Annotated in this window: 18 protein-coding genes; 13 read left to right on the top strand and 5 right to left on the bottom strand. The window is 38.6% G+C overall.

Annotated elements, in window-relative coordinates; genetic code table 11:
• The first annotated feature begins 320 nt into the window (after window positions 1-320).
• Window positions 321-2,693 carry an SIR2 family protein gene (locus tag MSBRM_RS10070; protein ID WP_048155572.1) on the top strand — a complete coding sequence of 791 codons (2,373 nt, stop codon included), beginning with the start codon at window positions 321-323 and terminating at the stop codon, window positions 2,691-2,693.
• Here the strand turns inward: MSBRM_RS10070 and MSBRM_RS19525 are convergent.
• Complete coding sequence (locus MSBRM_RS19525) at window positions 2,608-3,261, bottom strand: NUDIX hydrolase (protein WP_054864532.1); 654 nt, start codon at window positions 3,259-3,261, stop codon at window positions 2,608-2,610. The genes MSBRM_RS10070 and MSBRM_RS19525 overlap by 86 nt on opposite strands.
• 430 nt (window positions 3,262-3,691) lie before the next feature.
• Between MSBRM_RS19525 and MSBRM_RS21750 the strand changes: the two genes are divergently transcribed.
• Window positions 3,692-4,108 (top strand): transposase, encoded by a 417-nt coding sequence (locus tag MSBRM_RS21750; RefSeq protein WP_329957121.1) that lies wholly within the window; start codon window positions 3,692-3,694, stop codon window positions 4,106-4,108.
• An 823-nt stretch (window positions 4,109-4,931) separates the two neighbouring features.
• Here the strand turns inward: MSBRM_RS21750 and MSBRM_RS10055 are convergent.
• Window positions 4,932-6,044, bottom strand: a complete 1,113-nt coding sequence (locus tag MSBRM_RS10055) for a phosphoserine transaminase (RefSeq protein WP_048155567.1) — start codon at window positions 6,042-6,044, stop codon at window positions 4,932-4,934.
• Between the two features lie 318 nt (window positions 6,045-6,362).
• Between MSBRM_RS10055 and ade the strand changes: the two genes are divergently transcribed.
• A complete protein-coding gene (gene ade / locus MSBRM_RS10050) occupies window positions 6,363-8,018 on the top strand; it encodes an adenine deaminase (protein WP_048117263.1) in 1,656 nt (551 codons plus the stop codon).
• 306 nt (window positions 8,019-8,324) lie between these two features.
• Here the strand turns inward: ade and MSBRM_RS10045 are convergent, their stop codons facing one another.
• A complete protein-coding gene (locus MSBRM_RS10045) occupies window positions 8,325-8,906 on the bottom strand; it encodes an MJ0548 connectase family domain-containing protein (RefSeq protein WP_048117266.1) in 582 nt (193 codons plus the stop codon).
• Window positions 8,907-9,807: 901 nt separating this feature from the next.
• Here MSBRM_RS10045 and MSBRM_RS10040 point away from each other — a divergent pair.
• The 8 genes from MSBRM_RS10040 (at window position 9,808) to MSBRM_RS10005 (ending at window position 17,205) form a co-directional block, all read left to right on the top strand.
• A complete protein-coding gene (locus MSBRM_RS10040; RefSeq protein ID WP_048117269.1) occupies window positions 9,808-10,203 on the top strand; it encodes a hypothetical protein in 396 nt (131 codons plus the stop codon).
• 19 nt (window positions 10,204-10,222) lie between these two features.
• The gene (locus MSBRM_RS10035; RefSeq protein ID WP_048117272.1) at window positions 10,223-10,429 is read left to right on the top strand and encodes a helix-turn-helix transcriptional regulator; all 207 of its coding nucleotides are present in this window, start codon (window positions 10,223-10,225) and stop codon (window positions 10,427-10,429) included.
• 182 nt (window positions 10,430-10,611) lie between these two features.
• A complete protein-coding gene (locus MSBRM_RS10030) occupies window positions 10,612-11,352 on the top strand; it encodes an ABC transporter ATP-binding protein (protein ID WP_048117274.1) in 741 nt (246 codons plus the stop codon).
• Window positions 11,353-11,624: 272 nt separating this feature from the next.
• Window positions 11,625-12,980: a COG1361 S-layer family protein gene (locus tag MSBRM_RS10025; protein WP_052712818.1), complete on the top strand. Its 1,356-nt coding sequence runs from the start codon at window positions 11,625-11,627 to the stop codon at window positions 12,978-12,980.
• A 34-nt stretch (window positions 12,981-13,014) separates the two neighbouring features.
• Window positions 13,015-14,406 (top strand): ABC transporter permease, encoded by a 1,392-nt coding sequence (locus tag MSBRM_RS10020; RefSeq protein ID WP_048122802.1) that lies wholly within the window; start codon window positions 13,015-13,017, stop codon window positions 14,404-14,406.
• A 359-nt stretch (window positions 14,407-14,765) separates the two neighbouring features.
• A complete protein-coding gene (locus MSBRM_RS10015) occupies window positions 14,766-15,272 on the top strand; it encodes a phosphate-starvation-inducible PsiE family protein (RefSeq protein WP_048155564.1) in 507 nt (168 codons plus the stop codon).
• Between the two features lie 255 nt (window positions 15,273-15,527).
• Window positions 15,528-16,292: an endonuclease III domain-containing protein gene (locus tag MSBRM_RS10010; RefSeq protein WP_048117280.1), complete on the top strand. Its 765-nt coding sequence runs from the start codon at window positions 15,528-15,530 to the stop codon at window positions 16,290-16,292.
• Between the two features lie 679 nt (window positions 16,293-16,971).
• Complete coding sequence (locus MSBRM_RS10005; RefSeq protein WP_048155562.1) at window positions 16,972-17,205, top strand: DUF2795 domain-containing protein; 234 nt, start codon at window positions 16,972-16,974, stop codon at window positions 17,203-17,205.
• 245 nt (window positions 17,206-17,450) lie between these two features.
• On the opposite strand, the gene MSBRM_RS10000 is transcribed toward MSBRM_RS10005, so the two are convergent.
• Entirely contained in the window at window positions 17,451-17,750 is a 300-nt protein-coding gene (locus MSBRM_RS10000) for a carboxymuconolactone decarboxylase family protein (protein WP_196297297.1), read from the bottom strand.
• Window positions 17,751-17,929: 179 nt separating this feature from the next.
• Here MSBRM_RS10000 and MSBRM_RS09995 point away from each other — a divergent pair, with 179 nt between their 5' ends.
• Together MSBRM_RS09995 and MSBRM_RS09990 are read left to right on the top strand one after the other, a co-directional pair.
• Complete coding sequence (locus MSBRM_RS09995) at window positions 17,930-18,109, top strand: hypothetical protein (RefSeq protein ID WP_048117289.1); 180 nt, start codon at window positions 17,930-17,932, stop codon at window positions 18,107-18,109.
• A gap of 433 nt (window positions 18,110-18,542) precedes the next feature.
• Window positions 18,543-19,106 carry a nitroreductase gene (locus tag MSBRM_RS09990; RefSeq protein WP_230668829.1) on the top strand — a complete coding sequence of 188 codons (564 nt, stop codon included), beginning with the start codon at window positions 18,543-18,545 and terminating at the stop codon, window positions 19,104-19,106.
• Between the two features lie 768 nt (window positions 19,107-19,874).
• Here the strand turns inward: MSBRM_RS09990 and MSBRM_RS09985 are convergent.
• On the bottom strand, window positions 19,875-22,667 hold the full coding sequence (locus tag MSBRM_RS09985; protein ID WP_048155559.1) for a HEAT repeat domain-containing protein: 2,793 nt from the start codon (window positions 22,665-22,667) through the stop codon (window positions 19,875-19,877).
• Between the last annotated feature and the right edge of the window lie 64 nt (window positions 22,668-22,731).

Raw genomic sequence — 22,731 nt, 5'->3', positions numbered from 1 at the left:
TATTTGATCGTAGTTTTTAAAGAATAAATAAGTTTATGTTTTAATTTCAACAGAAAAGTAGATTCACCTCTTTTAATAATTAAGTACTCGAGTGGAAAAATAACATTAAAGCTGTTGTCTCAAAAAACGATTTGTGTTGCAACTGAGAAAATTAGTCAACTATATCATCATTTAAAATTAATTTTAGGCAGATTATCAATAAACATTAACATTGCTTGTTTCCGTTTGGAATATTTGAAATTTAAGACCCAACGTGCATAATAGGTTATGTCAGTTGCCGACAAATTAAGTGACTCTTCGTACGATAGAAGGAATGAGATATGAGTTCTGAGAACGATCCGAATAATTTACTTTATGAGGCAATAACCGCACCGAAGAAGAAATTAGCATTTTTTGTTGGTGCAGGAGTATCTATTGAGTCTGGACTGAAAAATTTTAAAGATTTCAGTAAGCAATTCCTCTGCAGTATTGGTCCAGACACTTGGACTCATACAAAGAATAAAGATATTGATTTAATAACCGAGAGATTGAGGCCTGAAGTATTGCTTCAGGTGATTCAGCAGGTACACGGCAATAACTCTCTCAAATTTTATAACTCATTAGATTCTGGAATACCTAACTATAATCACTACTTTTTGGCTTTGGCTTTGCTCAAGGGGCATTGTGTATTTACGACAAACGTTGACACATTGATTGAGAAAGCTTGCGAAAACATAGGAATTGCATGTCAGCCAATATTTTATGAGAAACATTATCGAGAATTCCTTAAGAAACAGCCGACAGACTTTAGTTCACATTTATTTAAGCTTCATGGTTCTATCGAGCCGAATAAAGCAGGGTTGTCGAAATATAAATCGATCCGTTTTACTCTTAATAGAGTTGGACTTGGACTTGGTGAAAGCACAGCAAAAGTGTTGTCTACTTGTTTGCAAGAACGAGATTTCATCTTCCTTGGTTACAGCGGAAATGACCATTTCAGTGTACATCCTGAATTGCTGAAGACAGATTCAGACCAAAAAGTATATTGGTTCAAGTTTCTACCTGAGACTACGTTAAAGTACACTTCTAGTTCCAGTGATTTTCAGAGTCAGAGGAATAATCTGCTAAAAGAAGCATCAAAAAACTTGTCGGCTGCAAAATGGGAAGATATTTCATTGAGAGAAGTTCTCATAAAACGAGAGCCACGCTCTTTTCTTGTCGAAGGTAACAGCAGTTCCGCCATAAAAAATATCCTCACAGAATTAGTTAGTTCTGATGAGTCCCCAGAGTACCTAAAGTTGAATAGTAAATTAGAGAGTTTTCAAGCAGATCTTAATAGCCTTAAACGTGAGAGAAAGTCTTCTCTTTCCTGGGTTGAAAATATTACCGATTTCAAGCGTCATCTATGTGCAGCAATGTTATGGATTAGAGTGCGTAACTTAACAAATGCTAATCTAGAATTAAAATACGCTGATGAGTGCGCTAAAGATGATAAAGAGAAGGCTGAAGTAGAAAGATTGCGTGCTACAACTTACTCGATCACCCGTAGAAGTGATGAGGAAAAACCTAGCAAAGAAGATCTTCTGAAGGCTATGGAAAAGTTTCGGAGTCAAGGAGATCTTGTGGCAATGGTTGAAGCACATCTTGAACTGGCAAATATTCTCCGAATCGATCGGAATTTTGACATTGCCCTGGACGAACTTGATAAAATTGAACAAGAATTAGTGAAGATAAAGTCTGAATTACAGAAGCAAAAGAGGGCTTACGATTATCCTCGATTAATGGCTTATCTACTTTTTCTTCGGGGGCTAGTCTATGGATTGGGACGAAAAGGAATATTCAAAGATAAAATTAAGGGAATCGAATGTTGCTATAAAGCTTCTGATTTCGCATCTCGTGCTGGAGATATAGCTAGAAAAGCATCCATTCTCAACGCACAGGGTTTGATTATTTCTCAACTTGCAGAGAGGACTGATAGTATGTTTCAAGAAGCAGAAAAATCGTTGAATGAAGCTTTAGCCCTCCATGCTAGAATTGGAGACCCACGTAGTTGTTTTCAGCAGTCACGTAATTTACTTCTGGTTCATCGTTTGCGTTTGCTCCACAGCAAATCAAAAGTCCGGGATCATTGGTTGGATGTAGCATGGGAAGAATCAAATAGAACTCGAGATTATCTCAAACAAGTAAAAGTTGGCAGTGGTGAACCTACAAGGGACAAAATTGAACTTCGTTTCCGCAGAGCTCAACTACTGGGGTTTAAAAAAGAAATATATAAAGCTAATAAGGAATTCAAAAAAGTCTTAGGTTACTGGGCAAAGAAAAAGGAATCGCATCAACAGGCTCGTGTTTGGCAGGATCTTCTTTCTTTGGCCGAGAATCAAGAGGAAATTCAAAATTGTTTGTCCAATTTGCTTAATATCATAGAATCACTTTTTCAGTCTGAAGATGAACAAGATAAGTACAAAAACGATCGACTTCGTCTTGAAAATATAATGGATATGCTCATTGATGCGTATGATAAAGCATATGAAATTAGTGATCGAAAGAGCCTAAATAGAATAATAAACTTGGGATCTCAAGGAGAGAAAATCGCTAAGAACATTGGCGATGATAATCTCATTTGTTGCTTTAAAATTTATAATTCAATCCCCATCCATAGTTTAATCCCTCTAGAGGAAGTGCCATATCCTCAGATGAAGAGTACTCGTGGATAACTGGAAACATTTTCGGATCTTTGAGCATCATTTGAGCTATCAAAGTCCAATAGACCCAATGTCGAGGAAGTGGTGATAGAGGATGGTTATCATTTCCTTTTGAAGGTACATTAAGCCATTCATGTAAATTGAAGTGATAAAATCCGCACTGCACTATTTCTGGCGGTGCTGGACGAAGTCCAGATCCATTAGTTCTATCTACTCCGCAAAATAAGATGACCAACTCTCCAGTAGTTCCCCATCGTGATCGAAAGTAAGGCCTTTCCAGCCAAGCAGCAAATCGTAAACCTGAAGGAGATGATAAACCGGTTTCTTCTTTTAGTTCTCGTAGAGCGGCATGACTGGGCAATTCACCCGGTTCAACCCCTCCTCCAGGAAGATTCCACGGAGTACCTCCGTCAGCGTCCATGGCATATTGTCCCGTTTTAACCAGCAAAACGTCATTTATGGATGGGTCAAAGACTGCTATGAATATACCCATTCCCCATTGCTTTTCCGAGCAATATTTACGTGCCAGGGAATCTATTTCATAAATGCTCATGGAGTTGTTTAGAAAAAGATTTGCCATATAGTAACCCTCGTATCTACTAATTATCTAAATTTTCCTTCGCATATGTGATCCAATGGAACTGCATAATTAGTCCATGCCTCATCGGTTAAGCGTTAGACAATTGATTCTCTATATGTTTTTATATAATTAATCCAATATTCGTGTATCTATGTTGCCTCGTTCCCCCTTACTCTTGAAGACTCTCTTCGGGAAATGTTTCCCAAAGATTGGTTAAGGCAAACTGCCAAAGAACCCGGTCTTATAAAATGTGAACGTAAAATTGACCCTGTCAGGTTGTCTCAAAACTCGATCCATTTCTACTATTGGATAATTGGCATTGTTGGGGTTAAATATAAATCAGAAATTATTCTGAAATTCAGGTATATATTTACCTTAAAGTCTAATTTTTTAATCCATTTGTAGAACCAAATGTAGCTTCTAGGATGTTATCATTCAGGACAGTACAATTGTTCGTCTTCACTCCTCTTTAGCAGACAAGTTTCCAGCAGCAAGATCAAGAACAGTAGTCGCAGGCATAAAAGTAGGAGTTATGGTAAGTGCAGTTGCTAACGGACCTAGAACCGTTGCTCTGTACTCTGAAAAAACAGCTGAGATAAAGACATTAAAAATAGGTCCCCGGATCAAAGACCGTATTCTGCTTGTTGATCTTGGTTTTTACAAAACTCAAATGTTTGCAAGAGTTGAAGAAAATGGGGGATATTTTGTTTCAAGAATAAGGAAGAATATGGATCCTATTGTTTTGTTTCAATCGATGAAGGAATACCAAAAACAAAGTGCAAAGATTTCATGGAGAAAACTGGTAGTGAATGCATCAAACAACCTTCTAGAAAATATATTGATATAGTTATAAAAATAGTATTCAAAAGAAGAGCGTATAAAGGCAAGCAAAAGCAGGATGAGATGTCTGTACGTCTTGTTGCGGTATATAATAGCGAGGACAAAAAGCATCACATATACATCACAAATATTCAGAAAGATGGTTTGAATGCAAAAGACATCGCAAAATTGTATGGGTAAGATGGGATGTATAACTGCTGTTAAGGAGTTAAAAAGCAAATACGCTCTTGAAGTTCTTGAAACAAAGAATGTACAGTGATTGAGGCTCTAATCTGAACAGCAATATTGGCTCTAATCTGGACAGCAATATTAACACTAATAGTTAGCAGTCTGGACAGCAATATTAACACTAATAGTTAGCAGAAAAATATATTTTCTTGTAAGAAACTCAACAGCTCATCCTGAAAAAATGGCTCAATATACGCATTTATGTTGGAGCACAATATTTGCAGAGAATGCAGCAAATTTATTGACAGTAATCCTTCAGAGATGTGGAATTGAAAGAACTTTTGAAACTATAATGAGTGTATATGAAAGTCAAGCATTGGATCCACATGTAAACAGAGAAAGATTCAGACAAGAATGGTTTGAATAAGAAGTGATAGATTGGACTCAAAAAAGAGTACCAGGAGAAGGAAATAAATCCTTAACCAATGACAAATGAAAATTTCTCTGATAAATCAAGTGTGTAAAAAGGGTTTTGAAGGGATATTTAATATCTGTCCGCGTGAGACAAATTTTGGGATAAAACATATCCTTTTGCTATCAGCAAAAAAGATATTAATGGCTTCTTATGAATTCTTCTTTGCTGATAACAAAAAGGATTAATATTATTTAACCAAATTGTAAGCCCATTCGATCCATTCACAGAGGCATTGTAAATCCTCTTTCTCGACGGTAGCACCGCACCAGATGCGCAAACCCGAAGGTGCATCTCGGTAAGAACCGATGTCATAAGCAACTTTTTCATTCTCAAGCGTTTTAATCAGTGCTTTAAGCTTTTCGTCGGGTAAATCAACTTTAAAGCAGACACTGGTACTGGATCTTATCTCTTTTGTTTCCGCTAAAAAATGGATCCAGTTATTTTTAGCAACAAATGCCTCAAAGACCGCCAGATTTTCATTTGTCCGCTGGATAAGTTTTTTAAGCCCTCCGATAGACTCTGCCCATTTCATTGTGGCCAGCCAATCTTCATTAGCCAGCATGGATGGGGTATTAATAGTAGAGCCTTCAAAAATCCCCTTATTCAGTTTACCACCTTTGGTCATTCGGAAAATCTTGGGTAATGGCCAGGCAGGAGTATAACTTTCTAATCGCTGAACAGCCCGCGGAGACAAAATCAGCATCCCGTGTGCACCTTCCCCACCTAAAACCTTCTGCCATGAGAATGTAATGACATCCAATTTATGGAAGGGTATGTCCATAGCAAATACAGCAGAAGTGGCATCGCAAAGCGTGAGCCCTTCCCGGTCATCAGGAATCCAGTCGCCATTAGGTACTTTGACTCCGCTTGTAGTCCCATTCCAGACAAAGACTACATCATTCTTGAAATCGACCTTCTTTAAATCTGGTAATTTCCCGTATTCTGCCTCAAAAACTCGGGTATCTTTTAATTTTAACTGTTTAGTGATGTCGGTTGCCCATCCTTTACTGAAAGATTCCCAAACCAGGACATCAACCCCGCGACACCCCAGCATAGACCACAAGCACATTTCAAAAGCGCCTGTATCGGAAGCCGGTACAATACCTACCAGATAATCATCAGGAAGTCCAAGCATATCTCTTGTTCTTTTAATTGCTTCAGCTAATTTTTCCTTGCCAGGTTTGCTCCGGTGTGACCGGCCAAAAGGTGTATCCTTCAGCTCTTCAACAGAATAACCTGGATGTTTGGCGCAAGGCCCAGAAGAAAAACAAGGATTATTAGGAACTCGTGTTGGTTTCATTTTATCTTTTCCTTTTTTGGCACTGTTAAGACTTAGGGGGATAAGAAATTTTCCAGTTACAGACGAACATGTAATATAGTCATCCCCGAAGACTTAACAGTGTACCTTTTATTTATCTTTTCGTGCCACTTTTACATGGTCAAAACCGATGTTTGTAGTCAACAAAAAAGTGCCTATATATTTCTATAGTTTTTTTGCATTTGATGAAAGGTAATCGACCAATTAACCTGTATCTTCCTTTTTTATTCTTTTTCTTCAAGTCCTTAAATCCTGGCTTTTTGGCAAAATTTATACATTGCTGGGGCGAAATAAATCCCCATGAAAAAATACTCGGGGATTATTATTGACGCCGTTTCCAGGCGGCAGTTCAAAGGAGAAATTACCGTTGAAAACGGAAAGATTATTAGTGTCGAAGAAAAGGAACACGATAACGAGCAGTACATCCTGCCCGGTCTTGTGGACGCCCACGTGCATATAGAAAGCTCCATGACCGTGCCTTCAGTTTTTGCCCGGATGGCTGTTGCAAAAGGAACGGTTGCAGTTGTCAGCGATCCCCATGAGATTGCAAATGTTATGGGGGAAGAGGGCATTGAGTTTATGCTTGAAGATGCAAAAAGATCCCCTCTGAAAGTCTATTTTGGAGTTCCCTCGTGTGTGCCAGCCACACCTTTTGAATCCTCAGGAGCAGCACTTGATGCAGAAGCTGTTGACCGCCTGCTGGTAAAAGATGATCTGTGTTACCTTTCCGAGATGATGAATTTCCCAGGTGTGATTTTAGGATTCCCAGACGTAATGGCGAAACTGGAATCCGCAAAAAAGTACGGCAAAATTATAGACGGTCATGCTCCCGGCCTGAGGGGAGCAGATCTTCAGAAATACATCGCTGCAGGGATTTCAACAGACCATGAGTGCTTCGAATACGAAGAAGCTGTTGAGAAAATAAATCTCGGGATGAAGATCCTCATAAGAGAAGGAAGTTCAGCCAGGAATTTTGAAACTCTGTACAAATTGATAGATGAATATCCCGAATCGGTTATGCTCTGCACCGATGATTCCCATCCTGATACTCTGATATATGAGGGACATATCGATAAGCTTCTCAGGCGCGGGCAGGAAGAAGGACTTGATATTTATAACCTCATAAGGGCAGCGGTTATCAATCCTGTGGAACATTACGGACTTAATGTCGGAATGCTGCGCGAGGGAGATCCTGCCGATTTTATTATTGTTGACGACCTGAAAGTGTTCAATGTGCTGAAGACCTTTATTGACGGAAATTGCGTTTACGATGACGGAAAGGTTCTTTTTTCAGTTGAAAAAGCTCCTGCAAAAAACGTATTTAACAGAAGCAAAATTTCAATTGACGATGTAAAACTGGCTGTGCCTGCTTCCGGGAGTAACGGGGAACAAATGAAAAAAATCCGGGTAATAGTTGCCCAGGATGGAGAACTGGTCACAGGTCAGGAATTGGCACTTCCAAAAGTAGAAAACGGAAATTTGGTTTCAGATCCTGCCAGGGATATTTTGAAAATGGTTGTTCTGAGCAGGTATGCCGATGACCCTGTCCAGATCGGTTTCATTAAGAACATAGGCCTGAAAAAAGGAGCTATTGCAAGCAGCATTGCTCACGACAGTCATAATATAATTGCAGTCGGAGCAACGGACGAGGATATAGTTGAAGCCGTCAACAGGCTGGTCGAAAACCAGGGGGGAATCGTTGTCGGGACCAAAGAAAATCTTATTGATCTTCCACTGGAGGTTTCAGGCCTTATGAGCACTCTGGATGGAAAAGAAGTGGCTTCAAGTTACGAACAGTTAAATGAAGAAGCCCGGAAACTGGGAACCTCGCTTATGTCACCTTTTATGACACTTTCATTTATGTCGCTTCTGGTAATTCCTGAACTTAAATTGGGAGATAAAGGCCTGTTTGATGTGACGAAATTCGAATTTGTTGAGCTTTTTGCGGGTGAATAAGGAAAAAGCAGGAGAAAGGTCTGACAGAGAATTATTTTATCTTCATCAACTATTTCTTTATTAGCTATTTATTCAATTTATTACCTTTTTATTCTGTTTTTTAGCTACTCATTTGATCTTATTATTTTTTTCAGCTATCTATTTTGCTTTTCCTGCTATTGATTCTACTTTTTCAGCTATCGATTATACTTTTCCAGCTATCGATTATACTTTTTCAGCTATCTATTATACTTTTCTAGCTATCGATTATACTTTTTCAGCTATCGATTATACCTTCTCAGTTTTTCGGTTATTTCTTCTGCTTTTTCAGTTGTTTCGGTCCTTATCCACAATTTTTAAAACATCAACATTTGATGTAGTCTGAATCAGATAGAACTGCTTACTTACAGACGCGGTTTTCCTTGCTGCGGTTTCCATACAGAGCATGAGAATTTTTACGGCATCCTGAAAAGTGCTCTTCTTCGTCCAGTTGTCTTTGAAGCATTTATTGGCTACCTGCTTCGTAAAATCATTTCCGAGAACGATCAGGTTGCTTCCCTTTGCGTGTGAGGTTAAGGTAATCTCGGAATCTTTGAACTCGGCAATTGCGTAGTTTCCGGCTGAGGCGTACAGCCTTCTTTTTTTGATGACCCCGCATACAATTGAGGATACTTCTCCTATTAAAATGCCGTCTCTTTCCGATATCTTACTTTTGCAGTCCATAACAGTTATGCCGACCCCGAATTCTCGGGCTTTTTTTGCGAGCTCATCATCCGTGACTATTGTCCCGTTGTAAAGCTCTTTTTCAAGTTTCTCTCTGTTCGATTTATCTCCGTCGAATGTAATTTCCCGCAGGTCTCCGGTCATTACAGCACCGTTTTTTCCGATAAAAGCTATAACAAGGGTCATTCTAATCTGCTCCAGAACCTCTATTTAAAAATCTTCTGCCTTTTTAAGGAATCTTCTGTCTTATAAGACGTTTGTGTTTTTGAGTCACTTCTGCTGTTTCTTGTCTCACATCTTCCGTGATATCTTGTGGTTATATCAAAATTAATTCCCTAGTATCCGGGTCTTCTATAGTTCAGAACAGCGCACAAATATTATTCTTTGTATTATGCTTATTCTTTACATTGTGCTTATTCTTTACATTGTGCTTATTCTTTACATTGTGCTTATTCTTTACATTGTGCTTATTCTTTGTATTGCGTTATTCTTTGTATTATGCTTATTCTTTACATTGTGCTTATTCTCTTTGTATTGCGTTATTCTCTTTGTATTACGTTATTCTTTGTATTGCGTTGTTCTCTTTGTATTGCGTTGTTCTCTTTGTATTACGTTATTCTTTGTATTGCGTTATTCTTTGTATTATGCTTATTCTTTACATTGTGCTTATTCTCTTTGTATTGCGTTATTCTCTTTGTATTACGTTATTCTTTGTATTGCGTTGTTCTCTTTGTATTGCGTTGTTCTCTTTGTATTACGTTATTCTTTGTATTGTGCCTCGCTTTGTCAGGATAGCCTAGCAGGTCAAGCATGAGAGGGTCATTTTCAGAAAAATGTAATAAATAAAAAAATTTAGATTTAGACTCAGAGCTAAGATTTCTTTTTTGACAAACTTTAAATATTATAATATGTTATATGGATCTAACATATGTTAAATAAATCTAACTAAATGTTGTGTATATCTAATAAAATGTTATTAATATCTAATAACATGTTGTAACTAAGGAACAATACCCTGGTAGTGTTAAATAAAATAGACTCAACCAGGCTACGCTTATTAAAACTAAGATTATTCAAAGGGATAACTATGAAAAATATCAAAAAGATATATATGTACAAGCTTGCTTTAGGAGTTATTATTCTGCTTGCCGGGATAATAGCAGCAATTTGTTATAAAAATGAAGCTTCAGTTTCAAGTTTTTTAATCATCATGGGGCTAGTCCTCTTTGTTCTGACAGCCTTTAGGCTCTTCAGGCAGGGTGACCTTCCAGACAGAGATGAAAGGACAAAAAAACTAGCAGCTTATGGAATTACTTATTCCTGGCTTCTGACATTGGTACTCATTTCAGTGCTCTATTTGGCAAACTACTTCAAACTGGTTGAATTTACTGCTGGAAGCGTGCTTGGTATACTTCTTATCTTCATGGCTATTTCAGCAAATATTTTCAGGTGGTATTTCATGCAAAAAAGTGATGTTGAATAAAGACATCTGAGGTTACATAATGAAAACAAGGATCAAGGAGTTCCGAGCCAGGCATGATCTTACTCAGGAAGCCCTTGCAAAAATGGTAGGAGTCAGGAGAGAAACCATTGTTTTTCTTGAAAAAGGAAAATACAACCCCTCATTAAAACTTGCATACCGGATCTCAAGATGCCTGGACACCACAATCGATGAGTTATTTGTTTTTGAAGATACGGATTTTGAATAAGCTCCTAAAAAACACTCATGTTTACAATATATTTAATAATATTTGTATTTTTTCTTTAATTTACTTTTATATTTTACCTTATTCTCTTATATATATACCCGATATTTTAAATAATATTCAAAAAAGAGTAAACTTTTAAATATGTAATTATTATTAGTTTAGTAGGTTTTACAGGAGAAAATATGGAAAATATACTTATATCGTTTCAGAATGTCTGGAAAATTTATCAAATGGGAGAAGTTCAGGTCAATGCCCTGAAATCTGTGAACGTGAGATTCCGAAAAGGAGAGTTTGTTGCAATAGTCGGGCCCTCTGGAAGCGGAAAGTCCACAATGATGAACTTGGTGGGCTGCTTGGATACTCCTACAAAAGGTCAGATTTTCCTGAAAGGACGAAATATAGCCCGCCTTGAAGAATCGGATCTTGCAGCCCTGAGAGGCAGGACAATTGGATTTGTTTTCCAGCAGTATAACCTGATTCCTGGCATGACGGCTCTTGAAAATGTGCTTTTACCCCTGGAAATCCAGGAAATTGATGATCGGGTGGCAGAAAGACGGGCAAAGAAAACGCTTGCGCTCCTGGGGCTTTCGGATAAAATTCAGCATAAGCCTTCTCAACTTTCGGGTGGCCAGCAACAAAGAGTCTCGATTGCAAGAGCTCTCGCCTGCAACCCTGAAATCATCCTTGCAGATGAGCCAACAGGGGCTCTGGACAGTGTTACCGGAAAAGAATTGTTGGGAATTCTATACAGGCTCTGGAAAGAAGAAGGTAAAACAATAGTTATGGTTACGCACGATCTGCACCTTGCAAAATACGCAAGCAGGCAAATCGAACTGAAGGATGGAAAAATCATCAGGGATGATATGAATGAGGAAAAACTTGACCCAGAAACTCAACACAAGATGCTGGAGGCCGAAACCTGAGAGAGAAAACTATGGAATGTTTAGAACAAATTAAATTATATTCAAGTTAGGTTCAGATTATTTCAAGTTAGGTTCAGATTATTTCAAGTTAGGTTCAGATTATTTCAGGTTAAGTTTCGAGTATTTCAGGTTAAGTTTCGAGTATTTCAGATTATCAGGATTATATCGGTACTTAAATCATACCAAACAAACTCTATTCGGACCATATGTGCCCGATAAAGCTTTTTTGGACTTCCTTTAATTATAAAATAAGTAAAAAATGAGGAATTGAGATGGGTTTTAAACTTAAAGGTTTTATTTGCTTGCTTTTGCTACTCTCTTCATGCGTTCAACCTGTCCTGGCTGAGGATAGTTCTGAAAATGATAGTACTTCTATTAGTTCGGGCCTTGATAAAGGCTTAACTCTCGACCTGCTCAACCAGGATCCAGATCCGGTAAAACCAGGAGAAGTCCTTGAAATTAGGCTTTCGATCCAGAATACGGGATATGAGGACCTGGAGAATTGTGTTATTGAAATCAAGCCAGAGTATCCTTTCAAAGCTCTTAGCGGTGAGACACTTGTAAAAAATATAGGTACTCTAGGAAAACGCTATGAAGATACCCGTCAGAAGGTCGTAAAATTTAAGTTCGGGCTTGAAAATAACGTCAATGAAGGCAAATATCCTCTGAAAGTGTACATCTACACAACTAAAGATAATAGCAGGCTTACTCTTACAAAAGAATTTGACATAGAAGTTGATAGCGAATCAAACGCTGAAATCGAATACATCAGCGTCGAAAAAATGGTCCCAGGACAGAAAACCAATCTTGTCTTCGGCATAAAAAATGTGGGAAACTCTCCCCTGAAGAACGCGATGTTTTCCTGGGATTGTACTAATGACGTAATCCTGCCTGTGGGCTCAAGCAATGTTAAGCACATTAACCTGATTGACATCGGAGACACTGCCAATGTCAGCTTTGAAGTCCTGACAAACGTCAATACAAAGCCAGGCCTTTATAAGATGGACATGGTGCTCACCTATGATGATATTGAAGAACTTCAGACTATCACGGAAGCGGGCACTGTCGAAAACCAGAAGCGAAAAGAAATCAAAAGCAAGGCAGGAATCTATATCGGAGGCACAACGGATTTCGATATCGCGTTCATGGAAAGAAGCCCGACCGGAGATTATACTTTCACGGTTTCGAACATCGGAAACAACGCGGCAAACTCAGTCAAAATCTCTGTTCCCGGACAGGCAAACTGGACTGTTGCGGACGGTAGCAGTAACTCAGTAGTTCTTGGGAACCTGCAAAAGGGAGACAATACAATTGCCGATTTCAGTCTGAAGCCGGCAGCAATGGAAAAAGAACTCCCTATAAAATTTGAAATTACCTACACCTCAAATGACGGGATCAGGCAGACTGTGGAAAGAGAGCTATCCCTTTATTCCTCGTCTTTTACCCCATTAGCCGAGTCTGATGAATCGGGCGGGGGTAATTCCAGCTCACTGAAATATATCGGATTAGCTATACTCGTCTGTATAGCAGGCGCTGTTATCTATAAAAAGCGTCAAAAGAAGATAAAAATGAAGAATGCACAGGAAGATGAACTTAACGAAATAAAGTTCGATGACCCGGACAGGTAAATCAGAAGAACGCGGAAAATGGAGTCTGTGTTCCATGAAACCGGGAAAAATTTTAAAAATTGCCTTTAGTATGGTCAAAGCCAATAAGCTGAGGAGCTGGCTGACTATAATAGGGATAATAATAGGCATTGCTTCGGTAATGGCGATTGTCACTACAGGGGAATATTTTGAGAAAGAAGTAACTGAAACTCTGGAAGGCTTCGGAGGTGATATAATCACAATCGTAGCCTCAACCCCCTTCCAGGTAACCGACGAAGAATTCGTAGTAGCGGACTCGGACAATACAGACGGAAGTTCGGATGTTTCTGGAGATTACTCGGAGACGACTGCGGAAACCGAAGAGAATGAAGGGGAAACTCAGGACAATACATCTAACTCTGTTGATTTTGAGCAGGTGACGGAATCTCAACTCACAAATATGGATATACTCACCCTGCGCCGCATTCCGGCTATTGAATATATCAATGTCAATGTTGACAAAGATGCAGAAATGAAGATCGGAGGTGAGAGTACCCATGTCTGGGTTACAGGCGTGGATCCGGCTGTCTGGCCTAGAATATCAAATAAAGATGTGGAAAAGGGCCGAATGCTGGAAACTGGAGATCGGAATGTTGTGGTTCTTTCAAATGAGCTCGCAAAGAATACTTTCAAGAGGGAGATCAGGCTTAACGAGATAATTCTATTGAATGGCAAGTCGTACAGGGTAGTCGGAATACTGGCAACGGGTAGTGGGCTTCTTGGAGGTATTTCAGGACTTTTCGGGAGCAGTATCTATATGCCTTACCAGGATGCATATTCCCTTTCCAGCAACGAGGACCTTTCTGAAACAGAAACGGATGATTACAGCGCAGATGTCTACAGCACAATAGAGGTCAAACTCAAGAAAGATGCAGATTATGAAGCAGCCATTGAAGAGATCGAGCGCAAACTGAGGCTATCGAGAAAAGTTACTGAAGATACTCAGGATTTCTATGTGAATTCTCAAAAAGAAGCAATTGAAAGTACCAGAAAAATGATTAACGGCCTTACCGCCTTCCTGGCATTTATTGCAGGTATTTCACTCCTTGTAGGTTCGACAGGAATCGCGAATACAATGTTTACGTCTGTCCTTGAGAAGACTAAAGAGATCGGAATCATGAAAGCCATAGGAGCAAAAAATCAGGATATAATGCTAATCTTTCTTTGCAATTCCGCAATGATCAGCCTTGTAGGAGGAATCATAGGTATTATCATTGGCACACTTGCAGTGCAGACGATTCTTTTCTTCATCTCTATAAAAATGAATGCTCCCTTCGAATTCGCTCTCAGCTTTAAAGCTACATTTATTTCGACCTTAGTTTCCATAGTTGTGGGTCTGATTGCAGGTCTCGTGCCTGCAAAGAACGCCTCGGAACTGAAACCTGTAGATGCACTGAGGTATGAATGATCAGTTAGAAAGAAGAATGCCTTACTGGAGATCATTTAACCTGAAAGGATTGTCTTAAAAGAAGTGAAGAATAGAAAGGATTTGTCTTAGAAAAGAAGTGAAGAATAGAAAGGATTTGTCTTAGAAAAGAAGAGAAGAATAGAAAGGATTTGTCTTAGAAAAGAAGAGAAGAATAGAAAGGATTTGTCTTAGAAAAGAAGAGAAGAATAGAAAGGAAGAGAGAAATAGAAAGGAAGGGAGGAATAGAGAAGGAGGTAATTGAAAATCAAAAAATATATTTCTTGAATAAATATGAAGAATTATATGAAAAACTATAAATAGGGTCTAAAATATGAGAAGCAGTGGATATAGGAGATAAAATGGATAGTATTAAACTATTTAAAAAGGTCACTGATAGTATCAGTATAATCTTTCTTTATATACTACTGCTGGCTTTAATTATGGGAATGGTAAAGACCTTACTGGATATCCGTCTCATTATTTTTGAGTCTCTTGAAAGCGGATTCAATCACATGGTAACAAGTGTATTGACGGTTTTTATTGTGATTGACCTTTTCAAAGCTTTTGTTGATTACCAGGAAAATGACAGGATCAGGCTTACGGATATCACAGATGCTACAATATTTATAGTCCTGCGTGAAATCGCAGTCGGCCTCTATTCACAGGAGTTTGGGTATGAATTTATTTTAAGTCTGGCGGCTTTATTGTTTGTACTCAGTATAATGAGGGTGCTTGCTATCAAATATTCTCCAGCAAAATCTCGGGTTTCTGGAGCTGATACAACTATACAGAGCGAAGGGCAAACTGCAAAACAGGGTGCTAATGCCGTTTTAGATAAATGCAAAGCTGTCTCTGAAAGCAATTAATTCCTTTTTGAAAGCATTTGAGCAGTTTATCCTTTGCTGTAATTTCTCCTCTGTCTCTAGAAGGCAGAGTAAAATATTATTTCTTTTTTGATCACACAGCTAAGGAAAAGTTTGAAACAAATTTTGGCCTATGCAGACCAAGTAAAATTAGTAAAGTTGGTCAGTACAGCTAGTAAAGTTCGAAAAATGAAAATACATAAAGGCTAATCCTGGTATGAAAAAGTTTTAAACTATTCTTGAATATGAGATGTTTAAATGAAAAAGAGCGCTCAAAATCTCAGTACCGATAAAACAGGGATGAAGCCTGTTATCAGGAAGATCTACGATCGGCTCCTTGACTCCTATGGTCCTCAGGGCTGGTGGCCTTTAACCGAACTTCGTGAAGCCGAGGGGACAAATCCTACAAAAACCGGCTCTGTCCAGGGATATCATCCTGCTGACTATACATATCCCCAAACTAGAAATCAGCGGTTTGAGATTATCTGTGGAGCCTTGCTTACGCAAAACACTAGCTGGATACAGGTTGAAAAAGCTCTTCTGAATCTTAAAGATCTCCTCAGCCTTAAACAGATGCACTCATTTTCTCCTGAAACAATTCTCTCCCTTGACACAGAAATCCTGAAAGAAGCTATCAGGCCGGCAGGTTATTACAACCAGAAAGCAGTACGCCTGAAAAACATTGCCTGCTGGTTTTCGAAACTTGAAAATCGAATCCCTGAACGTACAGAGCTTCTTTCTTTAAAAGGCGTGGGCCCTGAAACTGCTGATTCGATCCTGCTTTATGCCTTCAAACAGCCTTCCTTTGTTGTTGATGCTTATACTAAAAGAATAGTAACAAACCTGGGCCTTGCTGATGAAAAGGCAGGTTACAATGAAATCAAAGTTCTGTTTGAAGAAAACTTGCCTGAAGACACGACGGTGTACCAGGAGTGTCATGCCCTGCTCGTGGAGCATGCCAAAAGATATTATCAGAAAAAAAGCATTCGAGATAATGATGTTCTGCTAGAGGATATATTATAACATGTAACATATTTCCAATAAGAATAATCAGAATCGAATCATGCATTATATAATTATGAAATAGTTTGATTGAATCTGAGAGGAGTCTTAAAATAATGTCGGGATAGATATAGTCACACCTGTAATTGTTGCAACAAAAATCCCATTGTATCTCATTTGAGCAGTTGCATTATTTAGCCTTGTACTATTAACCAGCGTTAAGACAAAACGATACACAATAAGCTGATCCCAAAACTCAAAAACTGTTTCTCTGAACCACTGTTTCTCTGAACCCTTTTATGAATCACCGATAAAGTCTACAGTATTTCTATCTTTTTTCTTTAAGTGTACATATATTTATTTAGATTTTTTTGTTAATTATTTCATTGAAAGTTACTAATTTAAACTGGTTATTATTACTGAAATAACATAAAGTATTAATTTTTAACATATTATTTAAGAATAATGTTAATATTTAAATAGTAAATCGTCATTATAATCCCTATTAAAAAAGTTCAGCTTCCTTCTGAAACTTTAGGAAGTATTGATATTCTTCAAATAAGGAATATGTTGTTAAGTTCTAAGGATAAAAACGCTGGAGGTCGACATTCTGCAAATAGAATCATCTTCGGAAAAGGAGTACAGAAAAGCTGCAGATGTCGCCAGGGAATTTTAGAAACAAAAATAAAGGGGAAATACAATGGAAACTGAAAACAAAGCTGAATACATTTCCGAACTTCCTGTAGAAATTCAAAAAATGTTAAAAAATCTGAATTTTCCTATAGATAGGAATGGAATTATTGAACAAGCGAGAAAGAGCAAAGCAATTCCAGACATACTGCGGGAACTTGGCATGCTTCCTGACAAAAAATATAATAATATTGAAGATATCGCAGAAGAACTTCATAAAGTTTACATGGGGGTCCCAGTCTAAAAAAGTAAGTAATTTTTTCATTTGTTTTAATATTCTGCCGCATTTGCGGCAGATCTATTTTCAACGATCTTGTTCCTTATATTATAAAGTGCTTTATTATTCCATTTCCATGATAGCCATTATCCCTTTTTGCTTCAATGCTAAGAATTTGGGACTATTTTTGCTCCAAATCAATACATAAAGGTCAGAAAGCTCCTTGACCTATGCAATGATTACTTTGGCGCAATGGATTCCTTTTATACTGTTTACAAAATGTCCTTAAGAGCCTCTGAGGCTGTATAAACACTTCCAACTCCAAAAATGTACTGAGTTATTCTTATCGCCTGCATTACTTCTTCTTTTGTCGCCCCTGCCTGCATCGCCTGAACTGCAAGGAACTTTACTCCGTTTATCGCACCATTAGCCGCATCCAGGGACATTGCAAGCAGTAATTTGTACTTAAGAGGTATTCCCTCCTCCACGAAAGCAAGTTCGTGTGTATTTTCAAGCAGGGCAAATAATTGAGGGTCCTGATCCACAATAACCTGTAATGGATTTTCTGTCAACGTACCATCTCCGTTTCTCTTAAACAAATCTTAATTTATTGCTTATTCCAGTTATTCGTTCTATTTTTTAATTATTATGCCTGTCAATTAATTTAAAGTCCTTCATTCGAACAAACAGGAAAGGAAGAGAGAACAAGAAATAGATCAGGGAAAAGGGAGGAGAAAAGAAGGAAAGAGAAATGGGTCAAAAGAGGAGATCAAAAAAGAGAAAGAGGTTAAAGAAAATCAGAAGGAAAGAGAAAGAGATTAAAGAAGATCAGAAGAAAAGAAAAAACGATCAAAAGAGGAAAGCAGAAAGAAGAGGGTGTGGAGTTCATTTTCATGCATACATTTTCGGCAAAGAATTCAGAAAGTTTTAGAATAAAAAGGGCATCCGTCTTTAGAGAGGAGGAACGGAGATAGATGGAGGGTGTTTAAATGAAGAGTTTACAGATGCCCAAACAATAATTATAATATGCATAAATATATAAAATTGAGGTTATACTGCCGTTTTATTGGATTTTATTGAAGTACTTAAATTATTTTGTGTAAAAATATCGTAACTATTCGAATTTCTATGAAGTTGGAGATATGGTTTTAATTTTCATTCAGAATTCGTAAGCTATTGTTCCTTCTTCCGGGCCTTCGACTCAGTACTAAAATCCAGTGATAAATGTAAAATTCAAAATCACTAGATTTTGGAACAGAGCCCTCAATCTAAGATAGCAATTAAATAGATTCTCTCTTTATACTGTTAATGGTGATTTCTTGACCGACAATATCACAACTATCGGAGAGAAGATTTCAAACGCCGTGTTAGACAATATTTACCAGCGTCGATCTGTGCGCAATTTTTCTGATAAAGAGGTTTCCGATGAAATAATCAAAGAGATTATAAGAGCGGGAACATATGCCCCCACAGCCGTGAATAAGCAGCCATGGCGGTTTGTGGTCATAAAAAATAAGCAGCTCGTCGAGGAATATGATGACCGCGCTAAGAAGGCTTTCCTTGCTGCATACAAAGATACCGAAATCCCAGAGATGGTAAGATTTGTGCAATTTTTATCTAAACCGGCAACTCGAATATTCTATGGAGCGCCTGTTCTCATTTTAGTGTTTGCGTCCCCCAATGTTATCAATGAGCATGACTGTGCTCTAGCCGCTGAGAATATGATGCTTGCAGCTCAATCTTTAGGAATAGGCAGCTGTTGGATAGGCCTGGCTGACGGTTTGGGTTACGATATGGAATTCCTGAAAGAGGTCGGAGTTCCAGAGGGCCATAAGCTTATCGCACCGTTGATCTTCGGATATCCGTCAAAGCAGAACCTTAAAGCATCTGTTCGTAATGCTGATGTCATATTAAAATGGATAAATTAACCCCGAAATAAAGACATAATAAAAATTTTCCACTATTCGGGTTTACAATCTATTTTGGGCCTGTTCAAAGTGTTTTTATTCATTTATTTTTTTAAAGAATGTGAAAAGTGGTTTGATACCCGGTGACGATGAGAACCGTTTTTCGGAACGGGTGTGGTGGTGTATATACTTGGGTTGGTTAATACAGTTATGAGAATATGTTCCCGTTCCTGGATACAATAAAGTAGTAGCATCTACTTAAATAATACTGAGAAAAATAATAGCACTAATACAATAATTGTGTGAATTTTACTCATAAATGAATTGAAATCAATTGTGAATGGCTTGATATATAATCAAGTTAGGTAGTAGAAGAAGCTGTTTTGTCCCAAAATTATTTCGCTTTTTAATTTCTTTTATTACAATGATCTGTCGTATACAAGTGACCACCATTTCACTTCAACTTCGAAGTTGTTTCATTTTACAGAATCATTCTACATTACCAAAATGAAGCTTAAATTTACTCAGCATTTAATCTTTTGCGTCATCTGTTACTGTATCGCGTATTGAACATTCAAATGGTTTTGAATCTGCGAAATCATTCCAGGATAAAACACTACACTGCCATATAACAAAAAGTTCTCTCAGAATAATAGTATATCCTCAGGGTGAATATTTACACTTAATCACCTTCAAATCACCTTCAAATCACCTTCAAGTCACCTTCAAATCAACTTCAGTTTTTTAACCTGATAATAATTACAGAAGCTTAAAACTTCTTACTTCAAGTCAGAAATTCTTTTTTTTACGGTCTTTTGTTAAGGATGCCTTCTTTTTCTCTACCCGCTCAAGAAGAGCTTTTCCAAGGTTCGAATACTCCTTTTTCACAGGTTTTTCTTTTTTCACGGTTTTTTGAGCGAAAATAGCCATTTCTTCTTTGTTATCAAAAAAGCCTGAAAATTGGTCAAGAAGTAGAATCGAGGTTTTAAGTAGCTTTTTCTGTCCTGAAAGGTCTCCAGGGGAGAGTCTCCCTGCGCGTGTAAGAAGTTCTGAAAACTGTTCGAAGATCTCGAGAAGTTTCTGTCTTTCAGTCTGCTCCCTGACTTCATCTGTCATTTTTGAGAGGTAGCGCTCACTTTCAACTTTTGCTATACCGGGTCTGTCGCTGAAAAGAATGAATAACAGAGCTTGATAAAAGGGATGATAGAATTCTGGAATATGGAAACCAATAGAAGCTTTGGATGCTTCCTCTAAATAATTGACGGCTTCTTTTAGCCCGAAAATGTAAGTAGCTTCATTTTCTGCCCTTAGCGCCCTCCAGAGAGAAGCTCTTCCAAGCGAGCGTAAAGCATACCTTCGGACATAAACGTACGGATTGTCAGTAAGCGCTTTCAGGTCTCTCCAGGCCTGGGTTTTATCCGGCACATAGAAAAAAGCAGGCCCAAGAGCCCTTGTTGCCTCCCTTTGAACAAAACTGTCGCTATGATCGGAAAAACTTAACAGGTCTTTCCAGGCTTTTTCTTTATCTGGCACCTCTATATAACCTGAAGATAAAGCAAGAATTGCTCCTTTCCGAACTTCACGGTCTTCAACTGACACAAGCCTTACAAGTTCGTTCCAGGCTGCCTGCTTATCTTCACAATAGGCAAAAGCAGAAGCAAGGAGTTCTGTGGCTCTCCTCCTGAGATGGGCTTCTTGGCTTTCAGTAAGCTTTACAAGATCAAAAAAAACTGTGGACTTTTCCTCAACCACTGGAAATACCTCCGAAAGCAGGTCTGCAGCATCCCTTCTGGTGTCTGTCTCCTCCTCCCCGGTCAGGTTAAGGAGTTCGTTCCAGATATCTTGCGTTTTGCCTGTATATCGGGAATAGGCTGTAAGCAGAGATTCTATTGCGCCTCTTCGCCTCTGGGGATCCGGATCCGAAATCAGGTTAATAAGCTTACTTACAGCCTCTTCTTTACCTGAAAGACCAGAGCCTGACCCGGCGAACAAATCCGTCATATCTTTTCTTCGTATGTATGCCCTGCTTTCCACTTCAAGCCCGAAATTATCAGACACAGGTTTTTTAAATAGATTCGAGACAGGCTTTCTGTGTTCTTTTTCATAAAACTGGAGACTACCAGGTTTTTCCTTTTCTCCAGTTTCTTCTTTTTCTCCTGATTTTTCTTGTTCTCCAGTTTTTTCCTTTTCTCCTACGTTTTCTTTTTCACCTGATTTCTCTTTTCTGAATTTACCTTTTTTTTCGAATCTGCGATCTCCCTTTGATTCATATTCCCCCCAGGGTTTCTCTAGTTTCCCAGAGTTACTTTTCCAGGTTTTATCCTGCACTCCACGTTTTCTTATCTCTTCCCACTCCCTTTCACTTACCTCAGGTATATTACATAATTCGGGATAAGCAGAAGTAAGTTTACTCACGACCTTTCGGAGCACAGGACTATCCTTCGTTTCAGCCAGGCGTACAAGCTTGGAATATGCCTCTCTTTTGCAGGAAATATGCGGAAAAGCCTTCGTGAGAATGTTAACCGCTGTACTCTGCACGGCTTCGTCCTCATTCCCTGAGAGTTCGATGAGTTCCTCACATAGTGAAGCTTTGTTATCCAGACCTGAAAATAAGGATACAAGCGCATCAGCGGCCATGTTCCTGATATAATCATCTCTGGCTTTTGCCAGGTTCAGGAAATCAGCCCAGATCTTTTTTTTGTCCGGCATCTCAGGAAAGATAAAAACCAGAGCATCGATAGCTTGCTTTCGAACATACTCATTTTCGTCTCCTGTAAGCTTGATAATGTCATTCCAGGCCTTTTTCTTATCCGGGATATGGAAAAAAACCGGGGGTAGAGCCAGAAGAGCTTCCTTCTGAACCTCAGGGTTTCCCGATACTGCAAGTTCCAGAAGAGTTTCAAGAGTTTCATCCTTCATCTCTTCTGGCATCTGTGTGTAAATAACTCCAAGAGTCCGGGTAGCCTGCTCCCTGATCTTTTCATCCACAGATTCGCTAGCCAGTTCCAGTACTTCATTCCAGGCTTTTTCTTTTTCCCCATCAGCCAGTTCCGGGAAAACCAGGTTCAAAAGCAAAGCCGACTTCTCCCGTACATAAGGATATTCTGAGGCTCCCATCTTAAGCAGGTCTTTCCAGACCTGCCCCTTATCAGGTACTTCCTTTATTATATAATTAAGTGAGCTGACGATTTCCCTATTTGCATCTTCCATGCTTGATCTGGAGTTTATCAGTCCGGCAAGGTTTTCCCATGCTTTATTTTTGTCCTGCATAAGAGAGAAAACGCTGACAAGAGCATTGGCTGCAGCCGTCATTACAGACTCTACAGGATAAGCTGTCAGATTCACAAACTTATCCCATGCAAGCTTTCTATCCGGTACATTCGGAAAAACCGTTACAAGGGAATTGATGGCTTTTTCCCTGACTGCATCCTCTCCGTCAGAACAAAGCCTTAACAGATCTTCAAAAGCCTGTTTTCTGTCAGGCAAAACCTCAAAAAAAGTTCCCAGCTGCTTTGCAGCCTCTATTCTATCATCCGAAAACTGACTGAAAACCTTATTATGTATTTCTGGCTGCTCACTCAAAAATGTCCACCAACTTTGTTATAATACTGTCCTATCTAAATATCAAGCCCATCCCAAAACTAAT

The sequence above is a fragment of the Methanosarcina barkeri MS genome (genome assembly GCF_000970025.1).
Lineage (GTDB): Archaea > Halobacteriota > Methanosarcinia > Methanosarcinales > Methanosarcinaceae > Methanosarcina > Methanosarcina barkeri.
The sequence above is the reverse complement of the archived record's forward strand: the minus strand, read 5'-3'. Positions and strand labels throughout refer to the sequence as shown.